We start from the raw sequence: 15579 nt of genomic DNA, 5'->3' as shown, positions 1-15579 counted from the left end.
AATGATCGATGGACACACAAAATTATTTGGCTTATTAGCCCATCCGGCTGCTCACAGCTTGTCGCCGTTGATTCACAATACCAGCTTCCAAGTGACAGGGATCAACGGGATCTATTTGGCCTTTGACGTGACGTCTGCCGGGCTCGCCGACAGCTTGGCGGCGATGCGGGCGATGCACATTGGCGGTTTTAATTTATCAATGCCGCTGAAGACCGACGTTTTGCCATTGCTTGACGAAATTACCCCACGAGCTGAGCGCCTATCTGCCGTTAATACGGTCATTAACCGCGATGGTCGACTGATTGGTGACAGTACCGATGGGCAAGGCTGGGTAGATGCTCTCAAGCAGGATGATATGACCATCGATGAAAAGGTCGTGACCGTTTTAGGTGCCGGTGGTGCCGGGCGGGCGATTATTTCCGCTGCCGTCGACGCAGGGGCGAAGCAAGTTTATGTATTTAAACGGACCAACGATCTTTTTGAAGCCAGAAAAGAACAGTTGGAAGGGTGGTCGGATGTCGTCACTGTCCTGCCTTATGAGGATGAAGGGCTGATTGCCGAAGCGTTTGATGAAAGCCAAATTATTGCCAATGCGACCAACGTTGGGATGGCCGGCGATCAATCGCTGCCAGTTAGTCAGTCCGTGATGAACCATTTGACACCGCAACACATTGTGTCCGACGCCATTTACTTTCCACTCGAAACGCCGTTCATCCATGCAGCCAAGCAACGCGGGAGTCGTACATATAATGGGATTGGGATGCTGGTGAATCAAGCCGCCGGTTCCTTTTTGGAGTGGACAGGACAGCGAATGCCGATTACCCCAGTGATCGAAGCCGTTCATCAGGCCGGCTTACAACGGTCGAAGAATTAAGGGGCTAAATGACCGACAAGCATTCTGTTTTCGGTTATACTTAATGAAGTGTCGAAATTAAATATCAGATAACATTAGGAGAGCCAATCGGCTGAGACGGAACATCTTCGGACCCTTCGAACCTGATCTGGTTTGCGCCAGCGTAGGGAAGTGTTAAAAGAAGCCAAAAGCCTCCTTTTGTTATCTAACGAAAGGAGGCTTTTTATGCACAGAAATATGACTTATAAAATGGTGCTAACGGCGATTCTATCTGCGATCGGCGTGGTCGGCGGCAGTATGTTTGAGTTCACTGTCGGCGTTGCCAAAGTGGCCCCGATGCAGCATTTGATCAATTTGATTTCCGGTGTCCTGGTTGGCCCATGGTGGGCAGTCACCCAGGCATTTATCACTTCATTAATTCGTAATTTATTGGGAACCGGAACTATCCTGGCATTTCCAGGCAGTATGATCGGTGCGTTCTGTGTCGGCTGGCTTTTCCAGAAAACCAATCGACTGATTATTGCGGCATTTGGTGAATTGATCGGCACTGGCATCATTGGTGCAATCGTTGCTTATCCGATTGCCAGTTGGATGATGGGAACCACCGGTGCGATTTATCTGTTCATTCCCAGTTTCTTCTTGAGTGCCTTGGTCGGTGTTATCTTCGGCTATATCATTCTCAAGAGTATTTGGAAACGGATCATTGTACCTCAACAGGACAAATTGGGGATCGGACGCAAGACTAATCGGGATTAAACGTTTCCCGGTAGTGGAATTTGCCAGGGATGATATTTCTGACGTGCCAATCCCGTGGGAACTTGACGAGGGTCTCGGCGTGCAGGACTGCTGCGTACCCCAATTCAACTTTGGGCAGCCAAATGCTGGTGAGCGATGGTGTCAGGTACGAAGCGAATTCCAAGTCATCAAAACTGATGATTTTGACGTTTTTTCCAGGAACCACGTGGTGTTTGGCTAAGCCCTTCATCACCCCAATTGAGAGTGGGTCGGAAGCGACCAGCAGGCCGTCGAGTTGATTGCCATATTCATTCAGCAGGTCATCAGTGGCATCCATTGATTGCTTGGTAGTCCAGTCCGTCAATTTAACGATTGGCTGATGATGGTTGATCGAACACCATGTTTTATAGGTGAGGGTCCGTGCGTCATCAATGATACGACCCTGGCTGCCGTCCAAATTCACTTCATGACGGGAACCGCCGATAAAACCAATTGTTTGGGCATGCGGTGTCATTTCGTTCAAGGCTTTATCCGTTAGCTGAGCTAAATTCGTATCAACCGTATCGACAACGTCATCGACATCACTTCCGCCATCAACCAGAACGACGTTGGGATTAAATGATTTAATGGCGTTGATGGCGGATTTGGAAAGACTGCCAACGACGATGACGGCATCGTAAGCCGCAAAATCGTTTGGCTCAACGCCTTCATCCAACCTGACCACCCGCTTGATACTGATATTCTGAGATTTAGCAGCTTCATAGACCCCTCTGCGGACAAACCGCCAGTATTCATCGCGCGTTTCTTCTTTCAGACTGAGGGTAGTGATCAGCGCAAAGTTCAACTGATTTTTGTCCGGTTTGGGGGCTAGGGAGTATTTATAACCCAGCTTATCAGCAACTTCTCTCACTTTGTCGCGCGTTTCTTTTGCCACATATTCGCTTTTATCCGGACTCAGCGCGCGCGAGACGGTCCCGGGTGAGACCTGCGCCAGTCGGGAAATGTCTTTGATTGTCGCCATCCATCTTCACTCCTCAATTGAATTGTATTACCTCTAGTTAAACACAATTAAATGTTTGGTAGATTGCAAATTTAATCCGAATTTTTTGACAAATTGGTCAGCATGACCTGATAAGGTGTTTGCCAGTCAAGTATTTTAAGTGGTCTCTGATTAATTTCGAGTAAGGTGGTTTTCAAGCCTTGAGCACTAATGTGCTCAAAATAAGTCCCCTTAGGATAAAAATAGCGTAAGTTCCGATTAAATCGTTCATTACTGCCGCGCTCAGCTGGCGTATAAGCATGGCAGTAATAGGTCTTAATACCATATTGTGATTCAAGTGATACTAGCCCACTAAACTCAGTGCCACGGTCCACAGTAAAGCTGTGCACCGGACCATTAAAAGTGGTTAGGAACTTAGTTAGTGCTTCATTAACAGTCGCTGTCGTCCGATCTTTTAACCGGTATGCCCAAAGGAACCGTGATTTGCGATCGATTAAAGTTAATAAAACTGCCTTACTATGCCCACGAGGACCAACGACTGTATCTAGTTCAAAATCGCCGATGCGATTACGTTGATTAATCATCATGGGACGCTGTTCAATTGATCGCCCCAAAGATTGATTATATTTGGATCGTTGGTCAACGTTACGCCGTTGGCGTACGCCATGTTCAGGTAGATCATTCAAGGAGAAATCAATTCTCCCCTGATTTAGCCAATTATAAATAGATTTAGTAGCTAGTTTAAATTCGTGAGCAATCATTCCTGGTGACCAGCTTAGACGTAAATGGTTGAGAATTTTTTGCTTTAACTCATCGCTCAGCTTAGTTTTCCGACCACATCGTGATCGCTTGTATTCGGCATCTGTTTGTGCTAATTCAGCCTGATAAGGTTGACATCGAGATAATTCATAAGAAATTGTTGACGGTGATCGGTTCAGCCGAACGCCCATTTGGATATTGGACAGCCCTAGTTCACAAAAGGTTTCGATTTTAATTCGTTCGGAATAGGTTATACTAGACAAAAGATCAGCTCCTAAAAGATGGGTTTGTGGTAAACACCATTTTAAAGGAAGCTGATCTTTTTTGCCCGAACAGCGTTCGGATTAATTTTACAATCTACCGTTTTAATAAATCTTTGGTTTGTTTTAATAAAATTTATTGACAATTTAACTGTAAACGTTTACATTCTAGATAGCAATTATTTTTTAAAATTTATTTTTATGGGGGATTAATTTATGGCAAGTAATACCAACATTACTACTGGTCGTAGAATCACATCTCGATTATCGTACTCATTTGGTGCGTTCGGTCATGATATGTTCTACGCAACGCTGTCGACCTACTTTATTATGTTTGTCACCTCTCACTTGTTCGATAAAAGTGCGGGCGGACAAAATGATCGAATGATCTTTTGGATCACCACGATTATTTCACTGTTACGTTTTGTTGAATTAGCCATTGATCCATTTATTGGAAACACCATTGATAATACCGAAACCAAGTGGGGCCATTTTAAACCTTGGATCCTCGCTGGTGGGACGGTTGGTTCCATTACATTAGCTATTTTATTCACTAATATGGGTGGTTTGAACCAATCCAACCCATTGTTGTACCTGTTAATCTTTGGTGTTTTGTACATCACCATGGATATCTTCTATTCATTTAAAGACGTTGGTTTCTGGTCAATGATTCCAGCGATCTCATTTGATTCTGCAGAACGTGAAAAAACGGCAACGTTTGCCCGGGTCGGTTCCAACATTGGTGCCAACATTGTTGGGGTTATCGTAATGCCGCTGGTTGTGTTCTTCTCAATCAATGCCAACCATGGTCAAGGTGACCTGCGAGGCTGGTTCATGTTTGGTGCCATCATTGGCCTGATTTCCTGGCTGTCAGCTGTTGTTGTTGCCATGGGAACTAAGGAAAACGATTCATTACTGCGTAAAAATGCTGAAAAGACCCGGATGCGTGATGTGTTCAAAGTGTTAGCCCGTAACGACCAGTTAATGTGGTTATCATTGACTTATGGTCTGTACACCTCAGGAATTGCCATTACCAACTCACTTGAACTTTACTACTTCACTTATATCATGGGTAAACCAGGCGAATTCTCTGTGTTGGCTTCATTGAACATGGTAATCGGAATTATTTCAGTGTTACTGTTCCCACCGTTGGCACAGAAATACAGCCGTCGGAACGTTTTCTTCCTATCTATTAGCATTATGATCGTTTCAATCATCTTATTCACATTTGCCGGCACATCATTACCACTGGTTCTGCTCGCCGCAATTCTCTTCTGTATTCCACAACCACTGATTTTCTTGGTTGTTTTGATGATCTTGAGTGATTCAGTTGAATATGGTCAGTTAAAATTTGGACACCGTGATGAATCATTAACCTTAGCTGTTCGTCCACTGCTTGATAAATTAGGTGGGGCTCTTTCCAACTGGGTTGTTGGGATTGCTGCCGTTCTTGCAGGAATGACTGCTGGTGCGACTGCCAGCGACATTACAACTCATGGACAAATTATTTTCAAGCTGTTCATGTTCGGTATTCCTGCCTTACTGATTTTGAGTGGAACCTTCATCTTCTTCAAGAAAGTCACCTTGGATGAAAAAGAACATGCCAAGATTGTTGATGAACTTGAAAAGACTTGGAACGAGCATTTGGAAACTAACGGAGAGGAATCAATGGCCGACATCGTTAAAGAAGTTGCCAAAGATACGACCTATAAAGCGCCGATTAGCGGAACAATGATTGCCCTTTCAGATGTGTCCGATCAAAACTTTGCCTCTGGGAACATGGGTAAAGGATTTGCTATCAAACCATCTGATGGTAAGGTCTTTGCACCATTTGACGGAACGGTTGAAGCAACCTTCCCAACCCGTCATGCCATCGGACTTCGTTCAGATAACGGTATCCTGACACTGATTCATATTGGAATCGGCACCGTTGAAATGCGTGGAACCGGATTTGTTCAATACGTTCAAAAGGGTCAGCACGTTACTGAAGGCCAAGAATTGCTTGAATTCTGGGACCCAGCAATTAAGAAGGCCGGCTATGATGACACAGTTATGGTGGTTATCAATAACTGGAAAGATATCAAAGACTTCAACTACACAGTTGAGTCCGGGGATGTTAACCACGGTGATGATTTACTGACATTGTCCAAACCTGAAGAATCATCAGACGATAGTGATCAGAAGTAACGCTTAACAAAAACTGAAAAGGGATTGATAAACGTGGCAATTAGAATTGAAGATCAGAATCTGCTGTTTCATTTACAGACGGACCATACCAGCTACATTTTTCACATGATGGAAAATGGTGAACTCGGCCAGATCTATTATGGCAAACGGGTTCACTCAAAGCCTTCATACGATAATTTGATAACCAGAGAGTGGCATAATGCCGCCGCTGTTTGGCGACTTGACCATAAGGACGTGCAGCCGCAGGTCCTTAAACAAGAATATGCCAGCTTGGGGAAGGGTGATTTCCGTTACCCAGCCTACCAAGTTGCGCAAGCAAATGGCAGCCGCATTACTGAATTTAAGTATGAGAGTTACGAGTTGGTGGACGGTAAACAACGCTTGGCCGGGCTGCCATCGGCATTTGATGATATGGATGACGACGCCCAGACTTTGACGATTGCATTACGGGACAAATTGTTGGGATTAGTGATGCATTTGAACTACACGATTTTTCCCCATCAAGATGTCATCGTCCGCAGCGCAGAGTTCCAGAACCAGGGTAATGAAAAGCTCAGGTTGAATTCGGCAGCCAGCGCCCAGCTTGATTTACCAGATGCCGACTACGATTTCATTCAGTTCTCTGGTGCCTGGGCCCGCGAACGTCATATGATTCGAACGCACTTACGCTCCGGTGTTCAAAGTGTTGGCAGCCTCCGCGGTACTTCCAGTCATCAACAAAATCCCTTTGTGATGCTGGCACGTCCGAATACTGATGATGCACAGGGTTCAGTCTTTGGTTTTAATCTGATTTATTCCGGGAACTTTTCCGACCAGGTTCAAGTTGATCAGTATGATGCCAGCCGGGTTCTTGTGGGGATTAACCCAGAAGAATTCGCTTGGAATCTCAAGCCGGGCGACAAATTCCAGACTCCCGAAGCTGTTCTCAGTTACACGGATGCTGGAATGAACCAGTTAAGCCAGCAAATGGGCGCCTTCTACCAAGATCACCTGGTTAACCCACGATTTGCCCACGAGCAGCGGCCAACGTTGATTAATAATTGGGAAGCCACCTTTATGGACTTTGATGAAGACAAGTTGTTAAGCTTCGCGACCACCGCCAAGAAGCTGGGACTGGAAATGTTTGTCTTGGATGACGGCTGGTTTGGTCACCGAAACAATGACGACAGCTCATTGGGTGATTGGTTTGTCAACGAGCCGAAGTTCCCGAGCGGGTTTGGGACGTTTACCCAAAAGATTCATGACTTGGGATTGAAGTTTGGCCTGTGGTTCGAACCAGAAATGATTTCAATTGATAGTGAGTTGTATAAGCAACATCCAGATTGGTTAATCAACGCCCCCGGACGCCACGCTTCACCTGAGCGTCAGCAGTTCGTGCTCGATATGACCCGGTCCGAAGTTGTCGACTATCTCTTCGATGCCATGAGCAAGATCATTGAGATGACCAAGCTGGATTACATCAAATGGGATATGAATCGCAACATTACCGAGACTTACAGCAGTCAGCTCAGTGCTGACGACCAATTAGAAGTGCCGCACCGATACATTCTCGGTGTTTATCAGCTCTATGACCGCTTGGTCAAAGCTTATCCGGATGTCCTGTTCGAATCCTGCTCGTCTGGTGGCGGTCGCTTCGACTTGGGGATGATGTACTATGCTCCTCAAGCTTGGACCAGCGATGACACCGATGCAGTTGAGCGGATGCTGATTCAATTTGGCACATCTTATGGTTACCCGCAAACGATGATGGGTGCCCATGTCTCAGCCGTGCCAAATGATCAAGTCGGCCGGATCACTTCTTTGAAGACCCGTGCCAATGTTGCTTACTTCGGTGATTTTGGCTATGAACTGGATATTACCAAGATGTCTCCGGAAGAACAACAACAGGTCAAAGAACAGACTGCCTTCTACAAGGAACATCGCCAACTCTTCCAGTTTGGGAAATTCTATCGAATCGATAACCCATTTGCCAATGGCGGTAACGTCATGAGCTGGGAAGTCGTCAGCGATGATCAAAAGCACGCAATCGCTGCGCGTTATCAAATTTTGAATCGACCAAACACCGGTTACATCCGCTTGTACCTTAAAGGGCTCGACCCTGACACCAAGTACACCGTTAATGGTGGTAGCGAACAGTTCTACGGCGATGAGTTGATGAACGCTGGATTGTTTGTAAGTGACATTCTCCATGAAACGCACGGAACTGATCAGTCGGCTGACTTTAATTCAAAGCTGTTTGTCATTGATGCCGTCAAATAATCAATTAAAATAACCAAAAATGCCAGTTAGAAAACTGATGATCATCAGTTTCTAACTGGCATTTTTATGTTTTTAAGGCTACTCCCAGACATCCAACTTATGCGACTTGAAGTAATATTCCTTATCATGATCGTTAATCGATCGGGCCACCCGACAAGGATTACCATATGCGACAACATTATCGGGAATATCTTTGGTCACCACGCTGCCGGCACCGATGACGGTATTGCTGCCAATGGTGACTCCTGGTAAGATTTGGACACCGGAGCCGATCCAGACGTTATCTTTTATGGTGATTGGGAAATTATATTGGTAACCGTTTTTCCTCAGAATCGGCAGGACCGGATGCCCAGCAGTGCTCATTACCACGTTGGGGCCGATCATACAGTGATTGCCAATGGTGATGTCATCATCGTCCACCAAGGTTAAGTTGAAATTGATGTACACATCATTGCCTAAATGAAGATGGTGAGCGCCCCAGTTAGCGTGCATGGGCGGTTCAATGTAGCAGTTTTCGCCGACTTCCGCGCACATTTCAGTCAGCAACTGATTGCGTTTGTCGGTTTCTTTTGGGGATGTCATGTTAAATGAATACAATTTCTCCAGGTATTCCTGTTGTCGATCCATTAATTCCGGAACGTCCGGGTGATACAGCAGATGTTTGGCTTTTCGCTCGAGATTATTCATGGTGGAACCCTCCTTTGATGACTCAAGCTTATCATTTTTGGCGATCCAACAGGGGAGAAGTGTCGAAGATATTTTTGTACAGTTCGGCGGTTTTGAAATTCTTACTTTCTTATTCTGGTATAAAAGTTGTAGTATAGAAAGAGTGACTTTTATAAGAAAGAGGAGAATATCTTGTCTAAACGCGATATCATGATTGTGACTTGTGCACTGTTGCTGTCAAACGCAATGAGTGGACTGGACAACACAACCATCAATACTGCTTTACCAGCAATTATATCCGATCTCCACGGAATTGAATTAATGGGGTGGATCGTCGCCGTTTTCCTGTTGGGAACCGCGGTCAGTACACCTTTATGGAGTAAATTGGGGGAACACATCGGCAACAAGCGCAGCTACCAGTTAGCAGCCACCTTATTTGTGGTTGGCTCATTTCTACAAGGGATGGCGCCAAATATTGTCTTCTTGATTCTCGCCCGAACCTTGATGGGAATTGGTAATGGGGGAACGGTTTCGCTGCCATACATTATCTATGCCAGAATGTACAAGAATCCCCGCAAACGAATGCAGGTGTTGGGATTTGTTTCTGCTAGTTATAGCATGGCCACGATTATCGGCCCACTAGTGGGTGGTTATATCGTTGATACATTTAGTTGGCACTGGGTCTTTTATCTGAACGTGCCGATTGGCCTGATCTCAATTGCCTTGGTCCAAATCTATTACAAAGTCAGTCATGAAACTCGCCAGACCCAAGCAGTTGACTACCGGGGAGCCATTATGATGACTATTGGATTGGTGGGTTTGCTTGCCGGAATTGAAATGATCGGCAATGCCAACTTGATTTTGGTGCTGGCCGTGATTGGATTTTCCATTATTGTCCTGATTGTCATGGGGATTTTGGAAGAGAATGTCGACGATCCGATTATCCCAAGTCGATTATTCAAGAACCTGCCGTTGATGATTGACTTTGTTCTGTTCACATTAATCTGGGGAGCGTTTATTGCCTTCCTGATTTATAGTCCAATGTGGGCGCAAGGGTTGTTGGCAACCCCTGCCCTGATTGGTGGTGCCACGCAAATTCCCGGTGCCTTTACCGATTTTATCGGGTCAGAGGTCGTTGCCCCCATCCGGAACTTTTTGTCGCCACAACGGGTAATTGCCATGGGGATCGTCATGTTAATGATTTCCTTTATCATCATGGTCATCTCTGGCGTTCAAACGCCTTATTGGGTGCTATTGATTGCCGGCGCCTTTGAAGGATTCGGGAACGGAGCCTGCTTTAATGAACTCCAAGTTAAAGTCCAGCAAGATGCCAACCCGACGGATATCCCGATTGCGACTTCGTTTAGTTTCTTGATTCGGATGCTCAGTCAGACATTCACGGCTTCAATTTTTGGAATCATTATGAACAATGCCTTACGTGATGGTGTCAGTAAGGCTGGCGGTTCGATTACCATGAAAATGATGAACGAATTAAGCGATGCCTCCAGTAGCGGTTCCTTGCCGCAGCACTTACTGCCGCAAATGAGAATGATTTTGTATAATGGCCTTCACAATATTATGTGGCTGTCGTTGATTTTGATGATTATTTCTCTGCTTATTAACATTTGGGCACAGAAATTGGAACATGATAAAGTTGTTAAACGGGCTGCCAAAGCATCATAAAAAGTCTCCATCAAAAACCAATTTGAAAACTGGTTTTCGATGAAGACTTTTTTATTGTGACTATTTCTTAGCAGTTAATGATGTATCTTTAAAGGTTGATAGTGAAACATTTGCGGTTGCCAAACTATTGCCGGTAACCGTTTCGGCCTTGAAGCTGACCCGATCGCCTTCCGCAATGAACTGCAGCAATGGGTTGAAGTTCTTGGCGCTGGTATCAATCTTATAAACTTGATTGTTGTTCTTCAAAATGAACAGTAAACTGTTATCCGTTCGAACAACTCGGTTGATGGTCCCGCTCACGGTCTTACCGGCTGGAACCGATGCTGCAACCCCGGTCTTTGCCTCGACTCGTTGTTCGAAGATTGCCAAGGTGCTTTGGGCATCGTCGCCAATTGCGTAAGTGCCACTTTGGTTGTTACCATCCGCCAATAGATAAACGTATTTCATAAATGAGTTATTATCCCGATCAAGCATGGAGACAACCCAAGTGGGGTCCCCATTGATTCGGTACAGTAACGGTAATGTCCCGCGGTAATTCTGGGGGTTGATATCCTGTTGGGCATAAGAGATTGCCCGTTCAGGCGTCATAACATTGCCATGCTCACGATAATAGTGCAGGGTGTTGGTCCGTGCATCAACGAAAGTATATCCAAGAATTGAACTCTGGTGTTCGTTGACACTGGTCATACCGGTGAAGTAATAGACACGGCCTTTGTAAGCGTAAGGCGTCAACTTGTCGCCGCCTTCAGTTCCGGCAGTGGTTGGCTTCATAACGCCACTGTGGCCTCCAAAGCTGGTTGCGTTCCAGAAGCCGTGCCGATAACGGCCAAACATTGAGACTTCCTGACTGACAAATTCAGGGGTGACCGCAATATCAACGAACTTCGGCACCTGCTTAGGTGAGTAGACTTTCACTTTACCGGTAATCGTGTTCAGAACAGCGACTTTATAGTGTTTAAAGTCATAGTTTCGGTTCAAGTATGAAATTGGTTTGGCAAGTGTTCTGACATAGTAAGGCGTGCCGTTATCGTCAATTTCCAATTGAGCCGTTGCACCAACCATTGAGTAGCCCAAACTGTGGGCGCTGATCCGCCGGTCGGCATCATTGTTGAAGTAGGCACTTGGCGTGTACTTCATCGGCTTGGCAACAAATTTTGGATCGGCATTCTTGTCGGTGGCGTTGGTTCTAAAGTAACCAGGCACTTTCAAGTAATGAAGATAACGCCAGAAGCCACCGGAGAATTCGACAGGGGCAACATAAATCATCTTGCCCTTATAAATCTGAACCCGCATGTGATTCAAATCATAAACGTTGGAGTTCTTAAAACTATTCAATGAGTTATTCATATCGGTCGAAATCGTTTGTGGTGCGTTCACTACAGGCGTTTCGGCACTGTTTTTGATCACGGGCATTGGCGCGTTCTTGGTGTCATCGTTCATATCCGTTTGGATTGATTGAACGGCTGGTCGTGGATTCATCTTGGTGACCAGGGATGTAATACTGCCTAGGATGATGAGGACGATCACGGCAAGAACGGCGACCATGGCGATTTTACCCAACCAGCCAAATGCGCCGGTGAATCGCTGAACAATTTGGCCAACGATCCCATCGCCGGCTTCCGCTGTTCGAGCAACAGCAGCGTGTGGTGAATACAGAAAGCGGCGGAGCGCAGCGACAACAATCATTCCGAAGATGAACCACATCAACCAACCATCGATCAAAGACGGATACGCAAGATCCGGCAGGTTGAAGTAGGTGTTAATGTAACTGACGATGAACAATAGCACAATGGCTAGTGTTCCGTACGTTCGACCCCGGCGGTCTGCGATAACCAGCAGCCAGATAAATGGAATTAACAAACCTGACAGCTTAACCAGGGTGATGAGTGCAAAATAACTAAGCATGAAATTTCTCCCTTCAATACTGTTAACGAGTTTGAGTATTAAGACTATTATACCTTACTCAAGAGGCAACACCTAACCGCTTTCAAACGGTTAATTCAGGTACCCGCTTGCACCATAGGATCACAAATGCGTTCGAGCCGATGTGAGTTCCAACCACCGGTCCGATCTGGCCAACTTGAAAACTGGCTTTGGGATATTTGGGCTTCAGGGATGCACACCATTTTTGAACGGCTGGCAGGTTATTGGTGCCGGTGACCATCACGTGAAGCGGATAAGCGACTTTCTGATATTGGGTGTTGAATTCTTCATCCAAGTGCTTCAAAGCCTTCTTCATCGTCCGAATCTTTCCGATTGCTTCGATTTGATGCTGGTCGTTCAAAGTTAATAACGGTTTAACTCTCAGTAAGCCACCTGCAAATGCAGCGGCGTTGGTGAGCCGCCCGCCGGTAACTAAGTTCTTGAGGTCATCGACGACAAAATATTCATCGATAGTTGCCCGGACATCATCCAGATTTTGGAGAATTGTGCTCATTGATTCGCCTTGATTGGCCATCATTGAAGCGTATTTCACAAGATATCCCAACGGTTCAATCGTGATGTGTGAATCATAGACTTCAACCTGGGCGTTGGTATAGCCCCGGACTACAGTGCGCAGATTGTTGACAAAGCCCGTGATACCAGTAGTCAAATGAATACTTAGAATCTGGTCGTAGCCTTGATTGGCCAGCTGATCATACACTTTTAACATTTCCATCGGTGTCGGCGGTGCAGTTGTCGGTAATTTTTTGGCCTTCGCCAGTGCGGAATAGAATTCATTATTGGTAATATCAATTCCCTCACGATAGGTGGTACCGTTCATGTTAACGACGATCGGAACGATAGTCACGTTGCCAAGCCGTTGGACTTCTTCATCAGAAAGGCTGGCCGTGCTGTCGGTTACGATTGCGATTTTACTCATTGTTTCATCTCCCGATCTTAGTGATGTTAAATTGATTATAGCATATACTCCAGCATGCCATGCCGCATCTGAGGGTACGGTAAGCCAGGGATCGTAAAATTTGATGAATTATGAAAGAATTCTCATCAAAATAGCGAATCAATATGAGAAGATTACCCAGTCACCAAAGTTTCGATTGCCGATCGTTCATCATTTTGCTGATCATATTGTCTATCGCTCATTAAGCAATGCCCTTAAGGATTGCGACCGCTTACTTCAAAAACGGTCTATGTACACAAATGGCCCCCAGCGATTTCTTTTCTAAAATGGGTGTTGACATCTCCACGTAATGATGTTTAAATGATAACAATTTCATTTTTATCATTATTTTCTCACGCAATTATAATTATAGAAAAAAGCGAGGTAATGCCAATGGATACAGAAGCAAATAAGCCAGTTGATAAACTGACAGTCAAAGATTACGTATACTTAGTTTCAGCAGGGGTTTCAAACGCCGTCCTAGTGATGTTAGGGGTCGGATTATTAACCCAGACCATTGCCAACTTCGTGAATTGGCCACAGTTACACCAAGTCGGGGCAATTGCCCAATGGTTATTGGCACCTGCATTTGGTGCCGCTGTTGCATCTCAATTAAAAACCAACACACTGGTCCTGTTTAGTTCCATGATTGCCTCAACTGTTGGGGCCAACGCCGTTTATTTCATTTCATCCGGCGTTCACGCAGCAACCGCCACTGGTAACCAGATGGCACAAGCAGCCGGAACCGGTGTCTTCACAACTGGTCAACCTATTAGTGCCGTTGCCGCCGGGTTAATCGCTGCCTTAGTTGGTAAGTATTTAACCGGTAAAACGCCACTTGATATGATGTTAGTACCACTTGCCTCAACCTTAGTTGGTTCAATCGCCGGCTTGGGACTTGCAAGTGTCACCACGCCAGCCCTTAACTGGTTGAGTGCCTTTATCGCTCAATCAATGCAGGTTAACCCAATCCTCGGCTCAATGGCCGTTGCCTTGGCATGGTCACTCTTCTTGATGACACCGGCATCGTCAGCTGCCCTGGCAGTTGCCGTTATGCTTGATCCACTTTCATCAGGTGCCGCATTGATTGGAACGACCGCTCAATTTGTTGGCTTCACGGTTATCTCATGGCGTCAAAACAACCTTGGTGCCAACATTGCCCAAGGCTTCATCACACCAAAGGTTCAGTTCCCGAACTTGTTGGCCAACCCACGGCTCGCAATTCCTTCAATGACTGCCGCTGTGGTGGCCGCACCGATTGCGACAATGTTCTTTGGCTTCAAGGTGCCTTACACATTAGGCGGCCTGGGATTGAACTCATTTATCGCCCCACTTAACCTGGCATCAACCAACATGAACATGTTCGTTGCTTACCTGGCAATGGGAATCGTTGTTCCAGCCGTTATCTCAATCGTGCTTTACAGAGTTCTTCTCGGCATGCACTGGGTTAAGGATCAACAACTGCATCTTGAAATTGTTTAAGCTATTACTACCTATATTAATAATATAAAATCAATAACAAATAGAAGTCCCGGAGCTGGATTGCTCTGGGGCTTCTATTTTGTTGATCGTCATTGTTTATTTAGTGCACGATGGCTGTTACTTTGGAAATTGCGGTACCTATGTAATGCTGGTAATGAGCAGCGGGATACTTTGGTTCCCCATTTATACCTGTGATTTTATAACCAATCTTGACAGTCTTCCAATTCTTTTCAGGTGTAATGAAGACCCAAACAGCTTTTGACAGGTCATTGTTTTCCGCCCCATTTAGTACATATGTCGTGTAATCATGCGTGTAAATCATCCATTTGCATCTGAGCGTTCCCGTAGCTGTATTTTTAATGACAAACCCGTCTTTAACAGCATAAAAGTACATATGTTTTGGAATAGAATTAGCCCCTCGATTGACCGTGGCACGCCAATATCTTCCTTGAATTGGGGCGGGGAAACAATCATGTACCCGGCTGGCACTGGCCGTTGAACTGAACATAACTGATAGTACTAAGATTCCCACAAATGATATGATCCACTTGATAATCTTGTTCATGATAGTTCCCCCTGTTGGTAACTTTTTAGTACCTAAAGTGGGATTGGTTCTAATTATTTAACTTGTCAATTATTTTTTTGGACAAAATTGTGAATAAAAATATTTAAAATATTTAATTAGTTTGGCTGTCCTGTCGCAAATATAGAAGAAAAAATCTAACAAAATTCAACATCCCGTTACGCATTGAACAAAGCTATTGTAATATATTCGTAAAGTGCTATAACGAGAAATGGGTACAATAAATGTTAC

General features: G+C 45.2%; 12 protein-coding genes and 1 riboswitch. Of the genes, 6 read left to right on the top strand and 6 right to left on the bottom strand.

Going from position 1 to position 15579, the window contains the following annotated elements:
• Nucleotide 1: 1 nt before the first annotated feature.
• A complete protein-coding gene (aroE, locus tag KE627_RS04880) occupies nucleotides 2–874 on the top strand; it encodes a shikimate dehydrogenase (protein WP_013727085.1) in 873 nt (290 codons plus the stop codon).
• A gap of 66 nt (nucleotides 875–940) precedes the next feature.
• Nucleotides 941–1040: riboswitch (TPP riboswitch) on the top strand.
• A gap of 38 nt (nucleotides 1041–1078) precedes the next feature.
• Nucleotides 1079–1609, top strand: a complete 531-nt coding sequence (gene thiW, locus KE627_RS04875; RefSeq protein WP_013727086.1) for an energy coupling factor transporter S component ThiW — start codon at nucleotides 1079–1081, stop codon at nucleotides 1607–1609.
• On the opposite strand, the gene KE627_RS04870 is transcribed toward thiW, so the two are convergent.
• Both KE627_RS04870 and KE627_RS04865 read right to left on the bottom strand, forming a co-directional pair.
• Nucleotides 1596–2609 (bottom strand): LacI family DNA-binding transcriptional regulator, encoded by a 1014-nt coding sequence (locus tag KE627_RS04870; RefSeq protein WP_013727087.1) that lies wholly within the window; start codon nucleotides 2607–2609, stop codon nucleotides 1596–1598. The two genes, thiW and KE627_RS04870, sit on opposite strands and share 14 nt — an antisense overlap.
• A 71-nt stretch (nucleotides 2610–2680) precedes the next feature.
• Nucleotides 2681–3610 (bottom strand): IS30-like element ISLpl1 family transposase, encoded by a 930-nt coding sequence (locus KE627_RS04865; RefSeq protein ID WP_146971951.1) that lies wholly within the window; start codon nucleotides 3608–3610, stop codon nucleotides 2681–2683.
• Between the two features lie 213 nt (nucleotides 3611–3823).
• Here KE627_RS04865 and KE627_RS04860 point away from each other — a divergent pair, with 213 nt between their 5' ends.
• Together KE627_RS04860 and KE627_RS04855 are read left to right on the top strand one after the other, a co-directional pair.
• Nucleotides 3824–5794 carry a sugar MFS transporter gene (locus tag KE627_RS04860; protein WP_211772872.1) on the top strand — a complete coding sequence of 657 codons (1971 nt, stop codon included), beginning with the start codon at nucleotides 3824–3826 and terminating at the stop codon, nucleotides 5792–5794.
• Nucleotides 5795–5827: 33 nt separating this feature from the next.
• On the top strand, nucleotides 5828–8053 hold the full coding sequence (locus tag KE627_RS04855; protein WP_056939192.1) for an alpha-galactosidase: 2226 nt from the start codon (nucleotides 5828–5830) through the stop codon (nucleotides 8051–8053).
• A gap of 78 nt (nucleotides 8054–8131) precedes the next feature.
• Here KE627_RS04855 and KE627_RS04850 read toward each other — a convergent pair whose 3' ends face one another.
• Nucleotides 8132–8740, bottom strand: a complete 609-nt coding sequence (locus KE627_RS04850; RefSeq protein ID WP_013727090.1) for a sugar O-acetyltransferase — start codon at nucleotides 8738–8740, stop codon at nucleotides 8132–8134.
• Nucleotides 8741–8911: 171 nt separating this feature from the next.
• On the opposite strand from KE627_RS04850, the gene KE627_RS04845 reads away from it, so the two are divergent.
• Nucleotides 8912–10402, top strand: a complete 1491-nt coding sequence (locus tag KE627_RS04845) for an MFS transporter (RefSeq protein WP_013727091.1) — start codon at nucleotides 8912–8914, stop codon at nucleotides 10400–10402.
• A 60-nt stretch (nucleotides 10403–10462) separates the two neighbouring features.
• Here KE627_RS04845 and KE627_RS04840 read toward each other — a convergent pair whose 3' ends face one another.
• Together KE627_RS04840 and KE627_RS04835 are read right to left on the bottom strand one after the other, a co-directional pair.
• Nucleotides 10463–12307: a hypothetical protein gene (locus KE627_RS04840; protein ID WP_056939193.1), complete on the bottom strand. Its 1845-nt coding sequence runs from the start codon at nucleotides 12305–12307 to the stop codon at nucleotides 10463–10465.
• Between the two features lie 82 nt (nucleotides 12308–12389).
• Nucleotides 12390–13265, bottom strand: a complete 876-nt coding sequence (locus KE627_RS04835) for a DegV family protein (RefSeq protein WP_013727093.1) — start codon at nucleotides 13263–13265, stop codon at nucleotides 12390–12392.
• Nucleotides 13266–13676: 411 nt separating this feature from the next.
• Here KE627_RS04835 and KE627_RS04830 point away from each other — a divergent pair, with 411 nt between their 5' ends.
• A complete protein-coding gene (locus KE627_RS04830; protein ID WP_014939294.1) occupies nucleotides 13677–14765 on the top strand; it encodes a PTS sugar transporter subunit IIC in 1089 nt (362 codons plus the stop codon).
• A gap of 100 nt (nucleotides 14766–14865) precedes the next feature.
• Here the strand turns inward: KE627_RS04830 and KE627_RS04825 are convergent, their stop codons facing one another.
• Nucleotides 14866–15330: a hypothetical protein gene (locus KE627_RS04825; RefSeq protein ID WP_013727095.1), complete on the bottom strand. Its 465-nt coding sequence runs from the start codon at nucleotides 15328–15330 to the stop codon at nucleotides 14866–14868.
• Nucleotides 15331–15579 lie beyond the last annotated feature (249 nt).

The organism is Lentilactobacillus buchneri (assembly GCF_018314255.1).
Lineage (GTDB): Bacteria > Bacillota > Bacilli > Lactobacillales > Lactobacillaceae > Lentilactobacillus > Lentilactobacillus buchneri.
Note: the sequence above shows the minus strand (reverse complement) of the source record. Positions and strands in the feature narration are given on the sequence as shown.

Bases quoted from the DNA above. Each gene is read 5' to 3' on its own strand.
- KE627_RS04835 (WP_013727093.1), bottom strand. From the start codon at position 13,265: ATGAGTAAAATCGCAATCGTAACCGACAGCACGGCCAGCCTTTCTGAT.
- KE627_RS04840 (WP_056939193.1), bottom strand. From the start codon at position 12,307: ATGCTTAGTTATTTTGCACTCATCACCCTGGTTAAGCTGTCAGGTTTG.
- KE627_RS04850 (WP_013727090.1), bottom strand. From the start codon at position 8,740: ATGAATAATCTCGAGCGAAAAGCCAAACATCTGCTGTATCACCCGGAC.
- KE627_RS04870 (WP_013727087.1), bottom strand. From the start codon at position 2,609: ATGGCGACAATCAAAGACATTTCCCGACTGGCGCAGGTCTCACCCGGG.
- KE627_RS04830 (WP_014939294.1), top strand. From the start codon at position 13,677: ATGGATACAGAAGCAAATAAGCCAGTTGATAAACTGACAGTCAAAGAT.
- thiW (WP_013727086.1), top strand. From the start codon at position 1,079: ATGCACAGAAATATGACTTATAAAATGGTGCTAACGGCGATTCTATCT.
- KE627_RS04860 (WP_211772872.1), top strand. From the start codon at position 3,824: ATGGCAAGTAATACCAACATTACTACTGGTCGTAGAATCACATCTCGA.
- aroE (WP_013727085.1), top strand. From the start codon at position 2: ATGATCGATGGACACACAAAATTATTTGGCTTATTAGCCCATCCGGCT.
- KE627_RS04825 (WP_013727095.1), bottom strand. From the start codon at position 15,330: ATGAACAAGATTATCAAGTGGATCATATCATTTGTGGGAATCTTAGTA.